14 protein-coding genes are annotated in these 17,475 nt (G+C 50.8%); 11 read left to right on the forward strand and 3 right to left on the reverse strand.

Translation table 11 applies throughout. The features are described from left to right. Positions 1–12 precede the first annotated feature (12 nt). The 7 genes from ABGT54_RS01365 to ABGT54_RS01395 all read left to right on the forward strand — a co-directional run bounded on the left by ABGT54_RS01365 (position 13) and on the right by ABGT54_RS01395 (position 7,327). Positions 13–960, forward strand: coding sequence for a SufD family Fe-S cluster assembly protein (locus ABGT54_RS01365; RefSeq protein WP_346662495.1), 948 nt, complete (start codon positions 13–15; stop codon positions 958–960). A 39-nt stretch (positions 961–999) separates the two neighbouring features. Beyond that, a complete protein-coding gene (locus tag ABGT54_RS01370; RefSeq protein WP_346662496.1) occupies positions 1,000–1,854 on the forward strand; it encodes a hypothetical protein in 855 nt (284 codons plus the stop codon). Between the two features lie 142 nt (positions 1,855–1,996). Continuing rightward, the gene (xylB, locus tag ABGT54_RS01375; RefSeq protein WP_346662497.1) at positions 1,997–3,454 is read left to right on the forward strand and encodes a xylulokinase; all 1,458 of its coding nucleotides are present in this window, start codon (positions 1,997–1,999) and stop codon (positions 3,452–3,454) included. A gap of 108 nt (positions 3,455–3,562) precedes the next feature. Further along, positions 3,563–4,537, forward strand: coding sequence for an alpha/beta hydrolase (locus tag ABGT54_RS01380; protein ID WP_346662498.1), 975 nt, complete (start codon positions 3,563–3,565; stop codon positions 4,535–4,537). Between the two features lie 129 nt (positions 4,538–4,666). After that, complete coding sequence (locus ABGT54_RS01385) at positions 4,667–5,347, forward strand: TIGR00266 family protein (RefSeq protein WP_346662499.1); 681 nt, start codon at positions 4,667–4,669, stop codon at positions 5,345–5,347. 67 nt (positions 5,348–5,414) lie between these two features. Continuing rightward, entirely contained in the window at positions 5,415–6,299 is an 885-nt protein-coding gene (locus tag ABGT54_RS01390; protein WP_346662500.1) for a class II fructose-bisphosphate aldolase, read from the forward strand. 8 nt (positions 6,300–6,307) lie between these two features. After that, a complete protein-coding gene (locus tag ABGT54_RS01395; protein WP_346662501.1) occupies positions 6,308–7,327 on the forward strand; it encodes a carbohydrate kinase family protein in 1,020 nt (339 codons plus the stop codon). Between the two features lie 37 nt (positions 7,328–7,364). Here ABGT54_RS01395 and ABGT54_RS01400 read toward each other — a convergent pair whose 3' ends face one another. Then, complete coding sequence (locus tag ABGT54_RS01400; protein WP_346662502.1) at positions 7,365–8,252, reverse strand: AraC family transcriptional regulator; 888 nt, start codon at positions 8,250–8,252, stop codon at positions 7,365–7,367. Between the two features lie 122 nt (positions 8,253–8,374). On the opposite strand from ABGT54_RS01400, the gene ABGT54_RS01405 reads away from it, so the two are divergent. Further along, complete coding sequence (locus ABGT54_RS01405; protein WP_346662503.1) at positions 8,375–9,547, forward strand: galactokinase; 1,173 nt, start codon at positions 8,375–8,377, stop codon at positions 9,545–9,547. Positions 9,548–9,636: 89 nt separating this feature from the next. Further along, positions 9,637–11,142 (forward strand): UDP-glucose--hexose-1-phosphate uridylyltransferase, encoded by a 1,506-nt coding sequence (gene galT, locus ABGT54_RS01410; RefSeq protein ID WP_346662504.1) that lies wholly within the window; start codon positions 9,637–9,639, stop codon positions 11,140–11,142. 70 nt (positions 11,143–11,212) lie between these two features. Here the strand turns inward: galT and mtnA are convergent, their stop codons facing one another. Beyond that, the gene (mtnA, locus tag ABGT54_RS01415; RefSeq protein WP_346662505.1) at positions 11,213–12,289 is read right to left on the reverse strand and encodes an S-methyl-5-thioribose-1-phosphate isomerase; all 1,077 of its coding nucleotides are present in this window, start codon (positions 12,287–12,289) and stop codon (positions 11,213–11,215) included. A gap of 133 nt (positions 12,290–12,422) precedes the next feature. After that, positions 12,423–13,637 carry a peptidase T gene (gene pepT, locus ABGT54_RS01420; RefSeq protein WP_346662506.1) on the reverse strand — a complete coding sequence of 405 codons (1,215 nt, stop codon included), beginning with the start codon at positions 13,635–13,637 and terminating at the stop codon, positions 12,423–12,425. Between the two features lie 141 nt (positions 13,638–13,778). Here pepT and ABGT54_RS01425 point away from each other — a divergent pair, with 141 nt between their 5' ends. After that, positions 13,779–15,245, forward strand: coding sequence for a UDP-N-acetylmuramoyl-L-alanyl-D-glutamate--2,6-diaminopimelate ligase (locus ABGT54_RS01425; protein ID WP_346662507.1), 1,467 nt, complete (start codon positions 13,779–13,781; stop codon positions 15,243–15,245). After that, positions 15,235–17,463: a primosomal protein N' gene (priA, locus tag ABGT54_RS01430; protein WP_346662508.1), complete on the forward strand. Its 2,229-nt coding sequence runs from the start codon at positions 15,235–15,237 to the stop codon at positions 17,461–17,463. The genes ABGT54_RS01425 and priA overlap by 11 nt, the downstream gene beginning before the upstream one ends. Positions 17,464–17,475: the final 12 nt, after the last annotated feature.

Below are 17,475 nucleotides of genomic sequence, written 5' to 3' on the forward strand. Positions count from 1 at the left end.
AGGAGACGACAGATGGAACAAACAATCGACCAGGCAAAACTGGACCGGATCACGGAGCAGATTTTAAAACAGATTGATAATGGAAATGGATTCTCCCAGGAGGGGGCATTTAACCTGCGCCACAATGGGGTTGCGCTCTGCCACGGGGACAGTGAGCATATCAAGATCCGTAAGAAAGAGGACAGGCAGGGGATCGACGTCTATATTGATGCAGAGACAAAGGGCGAGCAGGTGCATATTCCTGTGGTGGTAGATGCTTCCGGCATGACAGATATTGTATACAATGATTTTTATATCGCAGATGGAGCGGATGTGGTCATTGTGGCCGGCTGCGGAATCCATAACAGTGGATGCAATGAGAGCCGCCATGACGGGATCCATTCCTTTCATGTGGGAAAAGGCGCAAATGTGCGCTATGAAGAAAAGCACTACGGAGAGGGCGAGGGAACCGGAGCGAAGGTCCTGAACCCGGTGACAAAGATCTTTATGGAGGAAGACTCTGTATTTACATTGGATACGGCCCAGATCAAAGGCGTGGATTCTACGGTAAGGGAGACAGAGGTACATCTTGGAAAAGGGGCAAAGCTGTATGTGATTGAAAAGCTGATGACCCACGACTGCCAGACGGCAGAATCCAATATGGAGGTGGATCTGGACGGCGAAGGAAGCTCTGCACAGATCATTTCCCGGTCTGTAGCCAAAGGAACCTCAAAGCAGATTTTTCATCCCAGGGCTGTGGGAAATGCCAGGTGCCACGCTCATGTACAATGTGATTCTATTATCATGGATCACGCAGAGGTCAGCTCGATCCCGGAGATCAACGCCAGACATCTGGATGCGGCGATTATCCATGAGGCGGCCATTGGCAGAATCAACGATGAGCAGCTGATCAAACTTCGGACGCTGGGCATGACAGAAGAAGAGGCGGAAGGTGTGATCATTGAAAACTTTTTGAATTAAGAGGCTATGTAGTTTTTTGACAGAAGAGAAGAGGAATCAATGAAATTAAAGAAACGACTGCACGTCATGGGGAAAGCGCTGCACATGGAGCTTAGAGAGCATAAAAGCTCCTTTCTTGTGTATGTGACGCTGCGGGCGCTGGTCATCGTGATGATGATCCTGCAGATTTTTAACCGGAACTATGAGAATGTATTTTTGTGCGCCCTGACTCTGGTGCTGCTGATCATGCCAAGCCTGATCCAGATCAATTTAAAGATCGAGCTGCCGACTGCGCTGGAGATTACCATTCTGGTATTCATTTTTGCGGCGGAGATCCTGGGAGAGATCCAGGCGTATTATATCAAATTTCCGTTCTGGGATACCGTACTCCATACCATCAATGGATTTTTGATGGCGGCCATTGGATTTGCGCTGGTGGACATCCTGAACCAGAGTAAGAAATTTTCCATCCAGCTGTCGCCGGTATTTCTGGCGATCGTTGCATTTTGCTTTTCCATGACCGTAGGCGTGCTGTGGGAATTTTTCGAGTGCGCCATGGACCGGTTTTTTGGCATGGATATGCAAAAAGATACCATTATCCACAGTTTTTCTTCCGTGATGCTGGATCCCACGCACAAGAATATTCCTGTGCCCGTGGAAGGGATTAACGAGGTGGTGATCAACGGGCAGGAACTGGGCCTGGGCGGGTATCTGGACATTGGGCTTTTAGATACCATGAACGACCTGTTTGTCAATTTCATCGGGGCAGCGGTATTTTCCGTGATTGGATATTTCTATGTAAAAAGCCGGGGAAAAGGGAAATTTGCCCGTAAGTTTATCCCCAGGCTTAAGAGCAAGGATGCAGATTTTCTGGAAAAAGCGGAAGAGATGGAGAAAACAGAAAAACAGAAGTGATTCTCGAAATGGTACTGGCCGGGGGCAAAAGCCCCCGGCTTTTTTCTTTTGCTGACAGGGGTCTGTTATGATAAAATAAGAATCAGATAAGAATTCAGATAATAGTCAGAAGGTGAAGGATAAACAGAAAAGGAGGAAGGTTATGTATTTTATCGGTATTGATCTGGGAACATCGGCGGTCAAGCTTCTTCTGATGGATGAAAAGGGGACGATCCACCGGGTGGTGTCAAAAGAATACCCTCTGTATTTCCCGCAACCGGGATGGTCGGAGCAAAATCCAAAGGACTGGTATGAGAAGACCCTGGAAGGGATCCGGGAACTGACGGAGGGAGTGGAGAAGCGCGAAGTGGCCGGGATTGGCTGCGGCGGGCAGATGCACGGGCTGGTGGTCCTTGACGACCGCGATCAGGTGATCCGTCCGGCCATCCTCTGGAATGACGGACGAACGGCGAAGCAGACGGAATATCTCAATCAGGTGATCGGAAAAGAGACCCTGTCAAAATATACGGCAAATATTGCATTTGCGGGATTCACAGCGCCCAAGCTTTTGTGGATGCAGGAAGAGGAGCCGGAACATTTCGCGAAAATCGCAAAGATCATGCTCCCCAAGGACTATCTGTCCTACCGGTTGGGCGGCGTCCACTGTACCGATTATTCGGACGCGTCGGGCATGCTGCTTCTGGATGTGGAGCATAAATGCTGGTCAAAGGAAATGATGGAGATCTGCCATGTCCGCGAGGAACAGCTGCCAAAGCTGTTTGAAAGCTATGAGGCCGTAGGGACTCTGAAGCCGGAGCTGGCAAGAGAACTGGGGCTTTCTGATCAGGTGAAGATCGTAGCGGGAGCCGGGGATAATGCGGCGGCGGCTGTGGGAACCGGAACCGTGGGCGACGGACGATGCAATATTTCCCTTGGGACTTCCGGGACCATTTTCATTTCCAGCAGGACATTTGGCGTGGACAGCTACAACGCGCTGCATTCCTTTGCTCATGCAGACGGGCATTATCATCTGATGGGCTGCATGTTAAGCGCGGCGGCCTGCAATAAATGGTGGATGGAAGAGATCCTGAAGACCTCGGATTATGGCGCGGAGCAGGAAAAGATCTGCAGGCTGGGGGAAAATCACGTGTATTACCTGCCTTATCTGATGGGCGAGCGGTCGCCCCATAACGATCCCGATGCCAGGGCCTGCTTCATCGGCATGTCCATGGACACCACCAGAGAAGAAATGACCCAGGCCGTGCTGGAGGGCGTGGCCTTTGCCCTTCGGGATTCCCTGGAGGTGGCAAAAAGCCTGGGCGTACAGCTGACCCGGACCAGGATCTGCGGCGGCGGGGCAAAAAGCACACTCTGGAAACAGATCATCGCAAATGTCATGAACCTGAAGGTAGACATGATCGAGAGCGAAGAAGGACCAGGACTTGGCGGCGCAATGCTGGCAGCCGTAGGATGTGGCGCATTTGCCAGCGTAGAAGAAGCAGCTGAAAAGCTGGTCCGGGTAGTGGACACCATCGAACCCGATCCGGAACTGGTCGAAAAATACGCCAGACACTACGAAAAATTCCGGAAATTCTACCCGGCGCTGAAGGGGTTATTTTAGCACTCGGGTACAGGGTAAAATTCAATTAGGTACAGGGTGAAATGCAAATTGGGACGTAGACCTTTGCAAAAAGTCTACGTCCCAAATGAAAGTAGTGGAGGTGGAATTATGGCGATTTACCGGAAGTATCTGGAGCCGTCCTACGGCCCTGTGGCGCCGGAGGTGGAGATTATGGCGCCCCAGGTGATGGATATGGAGCACAAAGAGGCCTGGCGGAGGCAGAGTGATTATGAATCGCTGGCGCTTATGACGGCTGCCTATCGGAAATGTAACTGCTATCCGCAGGTGATGCGTGTGCTGACGGAGGATGTTCGGCTGGATTTTGGGAACGGGCCGTTCCGGGTGCGGATCTACCTGCCGCCGGAAGGGGCCGGAAAGCGTCCCGTGCTGGTGTACTGCCATGGCGGCTCGTTTTCCTTTAACAGTATCGAAGTGTATGAGTATGTGTGCCGCTATCTGTGCATGGCGGGCAATCTGATCGTGGTGGCGCCGGATTACCACCTGGCGCCGGAGTTTCGGTTCCCGAAGGGACTGGAAGAGTCTTATGAGACGTTGAAATGGGCGGAGGCTCACGCGGAAGAGTACGGTGGCGATCCGGATAATTTAAATGTGGGCGGCGACAGTTCCGGCGGAAATTTTGCGGCGGTACTCTCTATGCTGGCAAGAGACTGGAAGGGCCCGAAGATCTGCAGACAGCTCCTGGTCTATCCGTTGGTGTGCAACTATGCGGAAGAGGTAACACGGTCGGAGGAACTCTACGGACGGAACCATTTTCTGGATTACCGCTGTGTGGACGATCCTATGGCGCCTTACTTTAGCAGAGAAGAGGAGAGAAAGAATCCGCTGGCCTCCCCGCTCCTTGCCAAAGATCTGACCGGCCTTCCGCCGGCCTGCCTGGTGCTTGCCGGCTGCGATCCGCTGCTGGATCAGGGACTGATGTACGCGGCCAGGCTGGAAGACGCCGGCGTTCCGGTGGAATGCCATGTGATGGAAGGGATGCTCCACGGATTTTTCAACTGGACCTATGGGAAGAGTTTTGAAGCCCTGGGCCTGGGCGCCCGGTTTCTCAATCAGAGATCGTAGGCGTTTGTAAAGAAAACAAGAGGAAATGTTAAATCTTACCACATTTGCTTTACGGGCAGGGTAAAATCCAGTAAGATAAATGTAATAGTAATATACCTAATAAAAAAATGATCCAAGGAGGGCAAAGAGATGAAGTATCAGATTTTAGGCGACACGCTGCCGGTAGTGGTATGCCAGCTGGAGGGCGGCGAGAAGATGATCACAGAGAGCGGGAGCATGTCCTGGATGTCTCCGAATATGAAAATGGAAACGACCAGCAATGGCGGTTTTGGAAAGGCGCTGGGACGGATGTTCGCAGGAGAACATATTTTCCAGAACATTTACACGGCGCAGGGCGGCGAGGGAATGATCGCTTTTGCATCCAGTTTTCCGGGATCTGTCCGGGCATTTGAGATTGCGCCCGGAAAGGAAATGATCTTCCAGAAGAGCTCATTCCTGGCAGGCGAGGCTGGCATCCAGCTGTCTGTATTCTTTAATAAGAAATTCACATCCGGCCTGTTTGGCGGCGAGGGATTTATCATGCAGAAGCTGTCCGGACAGGGCATTGCGTTTGCTGAGTTTGACGGTCATGTAGTGGAATATGATCTGGCTCCAGGCCAGCAGATCGTGGTGGACACCGGATATCTGGCAGCCATGGAAGCAACCTGCAGCATGGAAGTAAAGAGTGTTCCCGGCGTGAAAAATATGTTGTTTGGCGGGGAGGGGATTTTCAACACCCTGATCACAGGTCCCGGCAGGATCTGGCTGCAGACCATGCCGCTTAGCAATGTGGCGGGAGTGTTAAGGCCTTACATGCCGACAGGAAATTAAGCGCTTTTTTGTCAGACATGCGAGAAAAGGCGGATGTCAGAAAATATGGGAAACAGGAGGAAATGCCATGTTAGTTTCATTGAAAGAGCTGATGAAAGCTGCGTCAGAGGGTGGTTATGCGGTGGGCGCATTTAACGTATCCAATCTGGAATCTCTGATGGCCATCATGGGGGCGGCGGAGGAAACAGGACACGGAGTGATTTTAAATTATGCAGAAGTGCACGCCCCGTTTCTGTCGATGGAGCAGGCGGCTCTGATCATGCTGGATGCAGCCAGAAAGGCCAGTGTTCCGGTGTGCGTCCACCTGGATCATGGCTCCTCTATGGAAGCCTGCATCCGGGCCATCCGTCTGGGATTTACATCTGTGATGCTGGACGCATCCGCAGAAGATTATGAGACGAATGTAAGGGCGACAGCCCAGATTGTCCGTCTGGCCCACAGTGTGGGGGTAACCGTGGAGGCGGAGCTTGGTCATATTTTTTCTTCTAATATGGGACTGGCGGAATCGCCTGCAGAGGCGGAAACGCTGGATTCCTACGAAAGCGCTGACGACGTGTATACAGATCCGGCAACGGCAAAGGATTTTGTAGAACGGACCGAAGTGGACGTTCTTGCCATTGCTTTTGGCACCACTCATGGCATTTACACGAAGAAGCCGGTGCTGGACCTGGAGCGGATCGCAAGGATCCGGCAGGCCATTGACATTCCTTTTGTGATGCACGGAGGATCAGGCCTTAGCAAAGAAGAATTCCAGACCGCCATCAGAAACGGGATTCGGAAGATCAATTATTATACTTATATGACGCTGGCCGGAGGAAAAGCGGTGAAGGAGGCTATGGATCAAAAGGGAGCGGATGAAAATGTTTTCTTCCATGATATTCCCATGATCGCGACAGAAGCCATGAAGGAAAATGTCAAAGAAGCCATTCGGGTATTCAGTCTGGAAGTGTAGGTGGAAAAATGAAAGAAGGAAAAAAGGGGATCGCAATTGCGGGAACCCTGATCGCAGATACATTTTATAAGATCGATACCTATCCAGAGCCTGGGAATCTGACCAAGATCCGCGACATTGTATATTATATCGGCGGTACCGGAAATACCATCCTGGATCTGGCAAAACTGGATCCGAAGCTTCCATTAAAATTAAGCGGCATTATCGGTGAGGACGCGCAGGGGCGGATGATGAAAGAAAAGCTTCAGGAGTTCCCAAACATCGATCTTGCCAATCTGACAGTGACAAAAGACGGATTTAGTTCCGTGACCCATGTGATGAATGCCCAGGATACCAAGCAGCGGACCTTTTTTTACCAGGGCGGCGCAGGTGATATCTATGAAGAAAAATACATTGACTGGGAAGCCATTGACGCAGAGATTTTTCATCTGCAGTACCTGCTTTTGATGGACAAGGCGGACAGCCCGGATCCGGAGTACGGCACCCATGCGGCCAGGATCCTTCATGACGCCAGAAAACGGGGGATGAAAACTTCGGTAGATATGGTTTCGGAACAGAGCGACCGGGCGCCGGGGATCGTCAGCGCTGCGCTGAAATATACGGATTACTGCGCCATTAACGAAGTGGAAGCGGAGGCGGGAACCGGCGTGCAGTTGCCGGCGGAAGGCCCTACGGAAGCCTGGGCAAAGAAAGCGCTCCTGAAAATGAAGGAAAAAGGGGTCACTACCTGGGCGGTGATCCATTGTCCCAGTTGCGGATATGGCTATGACTGCCAGACAGATACATTTGTAAGTGTTCCCAGTCTGACGTTGCCCGAGGGGTATATCAGGGGAACCAACGGCGCAGGCGACGCATACTGCTCAGGGATCCTTTACGGCGCATACCAGGGGATGACCCTTCAGGACTCCATGATCCTGGGAACAGCCTGCGCGGCCTGTTCACTGTCTGAAGTAAATGGCACGGACGGCATGCGGTCTTATGAGAAGACCATGGAATTGTACCGGAAGTTTTCCCGGGCTGCGGATTAAGAGGATAGCTCCGGCAGAGCCGGACGGAAGGCCTGTATCAGGGTTCCAGACGGTTTTTCCGGTACTGGCCGGGAGAGCATCCCATATAGCGTTTGAAGATCTGACCATAATAGGCCGGCGTGGAAAATCCAACCATGCCGGCTGTTTTTGTGATGCTTTCTCCCCGCAGAAGAAGAGGCAGGCTGTTCTGGATGCGGAGAAATAAAATGTAGTCGAAGATCGTCATTTTCATATATTTCCTGAAAAACCGGCAGCATTCGCTTTTACAGATATTGATGTGGGAGGACACATCTTCCAGGGACAGGTCTTCAGCATAGTGTTCCTGAAGATAAGCCAGCATATCCTTGAGGCGCCGAAGCTGCTTTTGGGGATGCGGTTTCTTTTCCGGAAGACGGCTGTAGTAGAGGTAGAGTTGTTTCCAGATGCCGGCAAGGAGCAGATGGAGGTCCAGCTCGTAGCAGGAAGTGGGAGCCTCGGAGAGAGCATGGATTTCTTTCAGGCTGTGCAGAATCTGCGCCTGCCAGTCGGTGTCCGGACAAAGTTTCAGAGAGTGCCAGGCTTCGTTGGCGGTGATAAAGTCTACATATTTTGTCTGCAGCCGGCTGTTTTCGTATCCGTAAATAAAACGGGGCGCAAAGGTGACAGAGACGTACCGGCAGTCGTTTTCGTCTATCATGTAGCCGGAATGCAGGGCATTGCTGTTGCAGAAAAGGCCTTCGCCTGCATGCAGGATGTATTTCTGGTCATTGATATGGTATTCCATCTGCCCGGAGAGAATGTAAGTCAGTTCGATCTCCCGGTGCCAGTGCCAGAGAAAGGATCCCTGTTCGTAAGAGCGGATAGATTCCGGACTGATGTGGACGGGAAATTCGTAATTGCCGTGGTGTTTGATCTCCTGGCGGTTTTTGGCGGTGTGGATCTGCATTTTCGGGTAAACTCCTCAAAATCTTTATAGTTTTCTGGAATATTCTTATTGAGAAACTTTTGGAATCTCATTATAATCATAAAATAGAATAAGAAATTATGCAAGTGGAGGAGAAAAGGACCATGATGACAAAACTGATGGAGACGTTCCAGAAACTGTATGGGGAAGGCGGAGAGATCCGCGCTTATTTTGCGCCTGGAAGAGTCAACCTGATCGGCGAGCACACAGACTATAACGGAGGACATGTATTTCCCTGTGCGCTGACACTGGGGACATATGGACTGGTCCGGGAAAGAAAGGACCGGGTTCTTCGTTTTTATTCGGTTAATTTTGAAAGACTTGGCGTGGTGGAGACAAGTCTGGATGATCTGACGCCTTATAAAGAGGCTTCCTGGACGAATTATCCGAAGGGAGTAATGTGGGCTTTTGAGAAGAGAGGCTATCACATGGATCATGGACTGGACATGCTGATCTGGGGAAATATCCCCAATGGATCCGGATTGTCTTCTTCTGCGTCCCTGGAAGTGCTGACCGGCATTATCTTAAAGGATACTTATGGATTTGACCAGGTGAGCATGGTGGACATCGCACTGATCGGACAGGACTCAGAGAATAACTTTAACGGCTGCAACTGCGGGATCATGGATCAGTTTGCCAGTGCTATGGGCAAGAAGGATCATGCCATTTTCCTGGATACGAACACGCTGAAATATGAGTATGCGCCGGTGATCCTGGAAGATGCAAAGATTGTGATCACGAACAGCAAGGTAAAACACAGCCTGGTGGATTCTGCCTATAACGACAGGAGGCAGGAGTGCGAAAAAGCGCTGGAAGAACTTCAGCAGGCGGTGGAGATTAAAACGCTGGGAGATCTGACAGAAGAAGAGTTTGAGATGCACAAAAGCGCCATCCAAGATCCGGTTCGGCAGAAGCGGGCAAAACACGCGGTTTACGAGAATCAGCGGACCATCCGGGCGGTGGAGGCTCTGAAGAACAATGATGTAGAACTGTTTGGCAAGCTGATGAACGCTTCGCATAAGTCTCTCCGGGAGGATTATGAAGTATCCTGCGAGGAGATTGATATTCTGGTAGATCTGGCACAGGCCATGCCTGGCGTGCTGGGATCCAGGATTACCGGAGGCGGATTTGGCGGATGTACTGTCAGCATTGTAAAGAATGATACCGTGGATGAATTTATAAGCAGCATTGGGAAGGCATACCAGGAAAAAGTGGGTCATGAAGCAGAATTTTATGTAGTGGACATCGGGGACGGAGCCAGGAAGCTGGAATTATAAGACGAGAAAATCCGGGATATTGTATTGAGAAACACAGGAGTCAGAAAAAGCAAGGCCAAAACAGCCGATTGGAAACAGGGGGATGTAGGATGTTACAGAAAAATATTAAAAAATTAGTAGAATATGGGATCAGCACCGGCCTGACGCCGGAGTGCGAGAGGATTTATACGACAAATCTTCTGCTGGAACTGTTTCATGAGGATAGTTATGAGGACGTAGAAGCGGAAAAAATAGCGATAGACGAAGAAGGAAGCGGTCTGGAGCAGGTGCTGGCGGAGCTTCTTGACGAGGCGGTAAAGCGTGGGATCATCGAGGACAGTATCGGCTACAGGGATCTGTTTGACACGAAGATCATGAACTGCCTGATGCCCCGTCCGGCCCAGGTGCAAAAAGAGTTCTGGGAGCATTACGGACATTCTCCGGAGGAGGCGACAGAATTTTACTACAAGTTCAGCAGGGACAGCGATTATATTCGCCGGTACCGGGTAAAGAAGGACATGAAATGGAAAGTAGATTCTCCTTACGGAGAGATCGACATCACCATCAACCTGTCCAAGCCTGAAAAGGACCCGAAGGCCATCGCTGCAGCGAAAAACGCGAAAAACAGCAGCTATCCAAAGTGCCAGCTGTGTATGGAAAACGAAGGGTATGCGGGAAGACTGGATCATCCTGCAAGGGAAAACCACAGGATCATCCCCATCACTGTCAACGGAGGAAAGTGGGGATTCCAGTATTCTCCTTATGTATATTACAATGAGCACTGTATCGTATTTAACGGCGAGCATATCCCGATGAAAATTGACCGGGCTGCATTTACCAAATTATTTGATTTTGTAAAACAGTTTCCCCATTATTTCCTGGGATCCAACGCAGATCTACCCATCGTAGGCGGTTCGATCCTAAGCCACGACCATTTCCAGGGCGGACATTACACCTTTGCCATGGCAAAGGCGCCCATGGAAAAAGCAGTTACCATTCCCGGGTATGAAGACGTAGAAGCCGGAATCGTAAAATGGCCGCTGTCCGTGCTGCGGATCCGCCATAAGGACGAAAAACGGCTCATCGACCTGGCAGACCATATCCTGGGTGTGTGGAGAGACTACACCGACGAAGCGGCATTCATTTACGCTGAGACAGACGGAGAGCCCCATAACACCATCACGCCAATTGCCAGAAAAGTAGGAGACGTATACGAACTGGACCTGACACTTCGGAACAATATTACCACCGAAGAGCATCCGCTGGGCGTGTACCATCCACATGCACAGTACCACAATATCAAAAAAGAAAACATCGGCCTCATTGAAGTCATGGGCCTGGCAGTGCTGCCGGCCAGACTGAAAGAAGAGCTGGAGATCCTGGCCGATTATCTGGCAGAAGGAAAAGACATCCGCAGCAACGAAAAGATTGAAAAACACGCTGCCTGGGCAGAATCCTTCCTGCCAAAATACAAAAACATCACCAGAGAGAACGTAATGGACATTCTGAAAGAAGAAGTAGGGCAGACATTTGTCCATGTGCTGGAAGACGCAGGCGTGTACAAATGCACGGAAGAAGGCAGAAAAGCCTTCATGAGATTTGTGGAAAAACTGTAACGGGTACAGGGTAAAATTCAATTAGGTACAGGGCAAAACGCAATTTGGGACGTAGACCTTTGCAAAAGGTCTACGTCCCAAATTGCATTTGCGCGGCCAGACTGTCGGTGAAGGGCGGATAGCAGATGCCTTTTTCTGTGATGATGGCAGTGATCAGGCTGTGGTCTGTTACGTCAAAGGCGGGATTGTAGCAATTGACTCCCTTCGGGGCCATGGGTTCCTGATAGAACATTTCCCGGATTTCATCGGGATCGCGCTGTTCGATCTGGATCTCGCTGCCGGTTTTGCAGGTCATGTCGATGGTGGAAGTTGGACCGAGTACATAGAAGGGAATATGGTAGTAATGTGCCAGTACCGCTATACTGCTGGTACCGATTTTGTTGGCAACATCTCCGTTTGCTGCTACCCGGTCGCAGCCTACCATACAGGCCTGTACCCACCCGTTTTTCATAACCATGCCGGCCATGTTATCGCAGATCAGGGTGACATCAATGCCGGCGCGGCTTAGTTCGTAGGCGGTGAGCCGTGCGCCCTGGAGGAGGGGTCTTGTCTCGTCTGCAAATACTTTCAAATGCATGCCTCTTTCTTTTGCGAGAAAAAGCGGACCCTGGCCGGTGCCGTACCGGGAGGTGGCGAGAGGGCCGGCGTTGCAGTGGGTCAGGATGCCGTCGCCGTCTTTTAACAGAGAAAGACCGTATTCGGAAATAGCGGTGCACATCTTTATGTCTTCCTGGTGGATTGCCATACATTCGGCCTTTAAAAGCGGAAGGATTTCTTCTGAAGGCCGGCCGGCGTTTGCTGTAACAACGCCCTCCATGCGGTTCAGGGCCCAGCTTAAGTTGACAGCGGTTGGTCTGGAAGAATTCAGATATTCCTTCTGTTCACGAAATTTTCGCAGAAATTCTTTGGGATCAGCGGCGCGGATCTGCTTTGCAAGGCAATAGATTCCGTAGCCTGCACAGATGCCGATGGCCGGCGCGCCGCGAACCTTCAGTGAATGGATGGCGTCCCAGATCTCATCGACAGAGGAAAGACACTGGTATTCCAGACGTCCGGGAAGTCTGGTCTGATCAATGATAATGACAGCAGTTTCGTCATCACTTAAACGTACACTTTGCGTATGGGTAATTTCTCTTAATTGACTCATAAGGATCTCCTGGTGTGGTTTTGAATAGGGTGCAGGGTAAAATCCGATTAGGTACAGGGTAAAATTCAATCAGGTACAGGGCAAAACGCAATTTGGGACGTAGACCTTTTGCAAAGGTCTACGTCCCAAATTGTTATGCGTAGAGCTTTACTAACTCAATCAGTACGTCTACGGCTTTGTCCATTCCTTCTACGGTAATGTGTTCATAAGGGCCATGGTAAGCGTGTCCGCCGGTGCCCAGGTTCGGGCAGGGCAGTCCTTTGAAGCTTAACTGGCAGCCGTCTGTACCGCCGCGGATCGGAAGGATCAGCGGAGTGACATCTGCGTTTTCGCAGGCAATCTTGGCATTGTCGATCAGATGCATGCAGTCTTTGATAATGACTGCCATGTTCTGGTACTGATCGGTAATGGTCAGTTTTACGGTGCCTTCGCCCCATTTTTCGTTCAGGTCTTTTTCGATCAGCTGCAGAGTCTTTTTCCGTGATTCAAACATATGGCCGTCATGGTCGCGAACAAAATAGTGGAGCTCTGCATGTCCGCAGTCGCCGGACATGGATACCAGATGGAAGAATCCTTCATAGCCCTCGGTTCCACGAGGTGTTTCGCATCCGGGAAGCATCTGGTTGATCTCCATAGCGACCAGGGCAGCGTTGATCATGGTGTCCTTGGAGGATCCGGGATGAACGCTGAATCCGGTGATCTCAAAATCAGCCTTGCAGGCGTTGAAGTTTTCGTACTGGATCTCGCCTTCGGTGTCGCCGTCCAGAGTATAACCATACTGCGCGCCGAACTGTTCTACATTGAAATGAGCGGCGCCGGTTCCGATCTCTTCATCGGGAGTAAACGCTACGGAAATCGGTCCGTGAGGCATCCCGCTCTCGTTCAGATATTCAATGAGAGTGAGGATTTCGGCGATTCCGGCCTTGTCGTCTGCGCCAAGAACGGTATGGCCGTCTGTGGTGATAAGGGTTCTGCCCTTCAGATCCTTAAGGTGCGGGAAAGTTTCTGTGCTAAGTACCAGACCGCTGTCTCCCAGAGGAAGATCTTCTCCGTTATAATTCTCTGTGATCACCGGATGAATGTCCTGATCACAGAAGTCAGATACGGTATCCATGTGGGCGATGAAACCGATGGAGGTCTTGTCCTCATACCCGGGAGTTGCCGGGAGTTTTCCGTACAGATAGCACTGGTCATCCAGCACTACATCGCTAAGTCCCAGCTCTTCCATTTCTGTTTTCAGGATCTTTGCCAGATCAAACTGGCACTGTGAGGAGGGAACAGTCTCGCTGTTCTCATCACTGGGTGTACGCACAACAACGTACTTCAGAAGTCTTTCATAAGCTTTCATGATATGATTTCCCCTTTGCTTTGTTTTTGCTACAGTTTTCTGTAGTAATGATCCTTCTATACTATAACACAAATTTGTCTTTGCTGCACTTAAAATTAATGCTATACTATAAGAAGCGGGAAAAACAGGGAGGAAACTCATATGAAATTAAACAGTCTGCTGGAACACCTGGAATATGAAGTCAGACAGGGCAGTGACAGCATAGAAGTAACCGAGCTTATTCATGATTCCAGAAAGGTAACGCCGGGCAGTGTTTTTGTCTGCATCAGCGGCGCCGTGTCAGATGGACATGCGTATGTTGAAGAGGTAGCGGCCAAAGGAGCAAAAGCGGTGATCGTAGAGAGACCGACAGACGCGCCGGAAGGGGTGACGGTGATCCATGTGGATGACACCCGTTATGCGCTGGCGCTGATGTCTGCGGCATATTTCGGATATCCGGCCAGAAAGCTGAAGGTCATCGGCATCACGGGGACCAAGGGAAAGACGACAACGACTTATATGGTAAAATCCATCCTGGAAGGCGCCGGCTATAAAGTCGGCCTGATCGGGACGATCGAGGCTATCATTGGAGATACGTCGATTCCTGCCAATAATACCACACCGGAGTCTTATACAATCCATCAGTATTTTGCACAGATGGTAGAGGAAGGCTGCGATTGCGTGGTGATGGAGGTGTCCTCACAGGGCCTGATGCTGCACCGGACGGCGGGAATCCAGTTTGAGATCGGTATCTTTACCAATCTGGGCGAAGATCATATCGGGCCTAATGAACATAAGGATTTTGAAGATTACAAGCGCTGTAAAGGTATTTTATTTACCCAGTGCAGGCTTGGGATCGCCAATGTAGATGACAAGTGGTACAAAGATGTATTCCAAAATGCTACCTGCCGGGTGGAAACTTTTGGATTTTCCAGTGAGGCAGACCTTCGGGCGACCAGGGTGCAGCACATCGCGAGACCGGGATATCTGGGAGTGGCCTATCATGTGACAGGCCTGATGGATTTTGATGTGGAGATCGATATTCCGGGAAATTTCAGCGTATACAATTCATTGACTGCCATTGCCGTGTGCCGTCATTTTGGCGTGCCGGTTGAAAAAATCCAGGCAGCCTTAAAGCAGGCGAAGGTAAAGGGCCGGGTAGAGATGGTGAAGGTGTCGGATGAATTTGCCATGCTGATTGATTATGCTCACAATGCTATGAGTCTTGAGAGCCTTCTTGAGACTTTAAGAGATTATAATCCGGGACGGATCGTGACTATTTTTGGCTGCGGAGGCAACCGCTCCAAAACCAGGCGGTACGAGATGGGAGAAGTGTCCGGACGCCTTTCCGACTTTACGATTATCACTTCGGATAATCCAAGATTTGAAGAGCCGCAGGAGATTATCAATGACATTATCACCGGGATCCAAAAGACAGATGGCAAATATATCGACATCTGCGACCGCAAGGAAGCGATCCGCTATGCCATTGCTCATGGACAGGCCGGAGATATCATTGTTCTGGCAGGAAAAGGACATGAAACTTACCAGGAGATCAAAGGCGTCAAGTACGACATGGACGACAGAGTTCTGATTAAAGAAGTGTTAGAGGAATTACATGTACGCTGATATTATTGTTGATATTACGCATGAAAAACTGGATAAGATTTTTCAATACCGCATCCCCTCTCATCTGGAGGGGATGCTTAAGATTGGAGACGAAGTTTATATTCCTTTCGGCAGATCCAATAAAGAAATCCGGGGGTACCTGATCAGTTTTTCTGAAAAAGCGGATTATGACCCAGGGAAGATTAAGGAAATTGCCGGGATTGTGGAAGACGCAGCCGCAATCGAGGCGAAACTGGTAGCTTTGGCGGCCTGGATGAAGGAAACCTACGGGGGAACCATGATCCAGGCTTTAAAAACAGTTCTTCCGATTAAAAAGAAAGTGAAGATCCCGGTCAGGCGGACAGTGATCTTAGAGCTGTCAGAAGAAGAGGGCAGAAAGAAGCTGGAGGAGTATCTGCACAAAAATGAGAAGGCAAGAGCCAGGGTCCTGGCCGGCCTTCTGGACTGTCCTGCCCAGGACTACGGGCTTCTGACAAAAAAACTGCATGTGACGGCGCGGACTTTGCAGGCGCTGGAAGATCAGGGCGTATTAAAGATTGATTCGGAACAGACCTTCCGCACTCCCTTCCGGGTAAAACAAAGGACAGACCGGCAGGTGACGCTGACCAGAGAGCAGCAGGCGGCGGCGGACCTGTTCTGGCAGGATTATCAGGCAGGAATCCGCAAGACCTATCTGGTATATGGCGTTACAGGCAGCGGAAAAACAGAAGTATATATGGAAATGATCCGACGGGTGCTGGAAACGGGGCGTCAGGTGATCGTGCTGATTCCGGAGATCGCGCTGACGTATCAGACGGTTCTTCGGTTTTACGGCAGATTTGGGGACCGGGTATCCATCCTGCACTCCAGGATGTCTGACGGAGAGCGGTCCGACCAGATAGAAAGAGTCCGGACCGGCCAGGCAGATGTAATGATCGGTCCGCGATCTGCATTGTTTACCCCGTTTCCCAGGCTGGGACTGATCGTCATCGATGAGGAGCATGAGGGAACTTATAAAAGCGAACAGACGCCCAGGTATCATGCAAGAGAGACTGCCATTCACAGGGCAAAGGAGGAAGGAGCCAGCGTAGTGCTGGGATCAGCCACTCCATCTCTGGAAAGTTTTTACGCCTGTCGCTCCGGAGAAATCCAGATGCTGAAGCTGGGAAGCAGAACAGGCGGCGGCAGGCTCCCGAGAGTCTGGATCACGGACATGCGGGAGGAATTGAGAAAAGGGAACCGTTCTATTTTAAGCGACAGGCTGGAAGCGCTGATCCGGCAGCGGCTGGAGCGAAAAGAGCAGATCATGCTGTTTTTAAACCGCCGGGGCTATGCAGGGTTTGTAAGTTGCAGGGCCTGCGGATATGTAGTAAAATGTCCTCATTGTGATGTGGCTCTTTCCGCTCACAGAAATGGACGGCTGGTCTGCCATTATTGCGGGTATGAGCAGCCGGAGCTTCACAGCTGCCCGTCCTGCGGATCTTCTTATATTGGGGGATTTAAGGCGGGCACGCAGCAGGTGGAAGAGCTGATCCAAAAAAGGTTTCCCGAAGCCAGGCTTCTTCGCATGGATCTGGATACTACCAGAAAAAAAGACAGTTATGAACGGATCCTGGAGGCCTTTTCTGATGGGGAGGCAGATATCCTGATCGGTACACAGATGATTGTAAAAGGCCATGATTTCCACAGGGTTACCCTGGTGGGGATCCTGGCTGCAGATCTGTCGCTGTACTGTGATGATTACCGGTCCGGGGAGCGGACGTTTCAGCTGCTTACGCAGGCGGCGGGAAGAGCCGGCAGAGGAACCGGGGAAGGAGAAGTGGTGATCCAGACATACAGCCCGGATCATTACAGCATCCAAAGGGCGGCAGATCAGGATTATGAAGGCTTTTTTGAAGAGGAGATGCGCTACCGCACGCTGATGGGATATCCGCCGGCGGCTCACCTTCTTGCAATCCTTCTTTCCGGAGAAAAAGAAGAAGAAGTGAACCTGGCAGCCGGGTATCTGAAGGGATTTATTAAGAGGATCGATCCGGAGGGACGGATCCAGGTGATCGGCCCGGCCAGCCCGCATGTAGGCAAAGTGGCGGATCTGTACCGCCGGGTGCTCTATCTGAAAGAACAGGATGCCGGTATTTTGATTGAAGCCAAAAACCGGATGGAGCAATATATCGAGGCAAACCGGGGATTTACGCCCCTGCGGATCCAGTTTGACCTGGATCCCATGGGGATATTCTAGTATAAAAATGTG

Source organism: uncultured Merdimonas sp. (assembly GCF_963929015.1).
Taxonomy (GTDB): Bacteria; Bacillota; Clostridia; order Lachnospirales; family Lachnospiraceae; genus Merdimonas.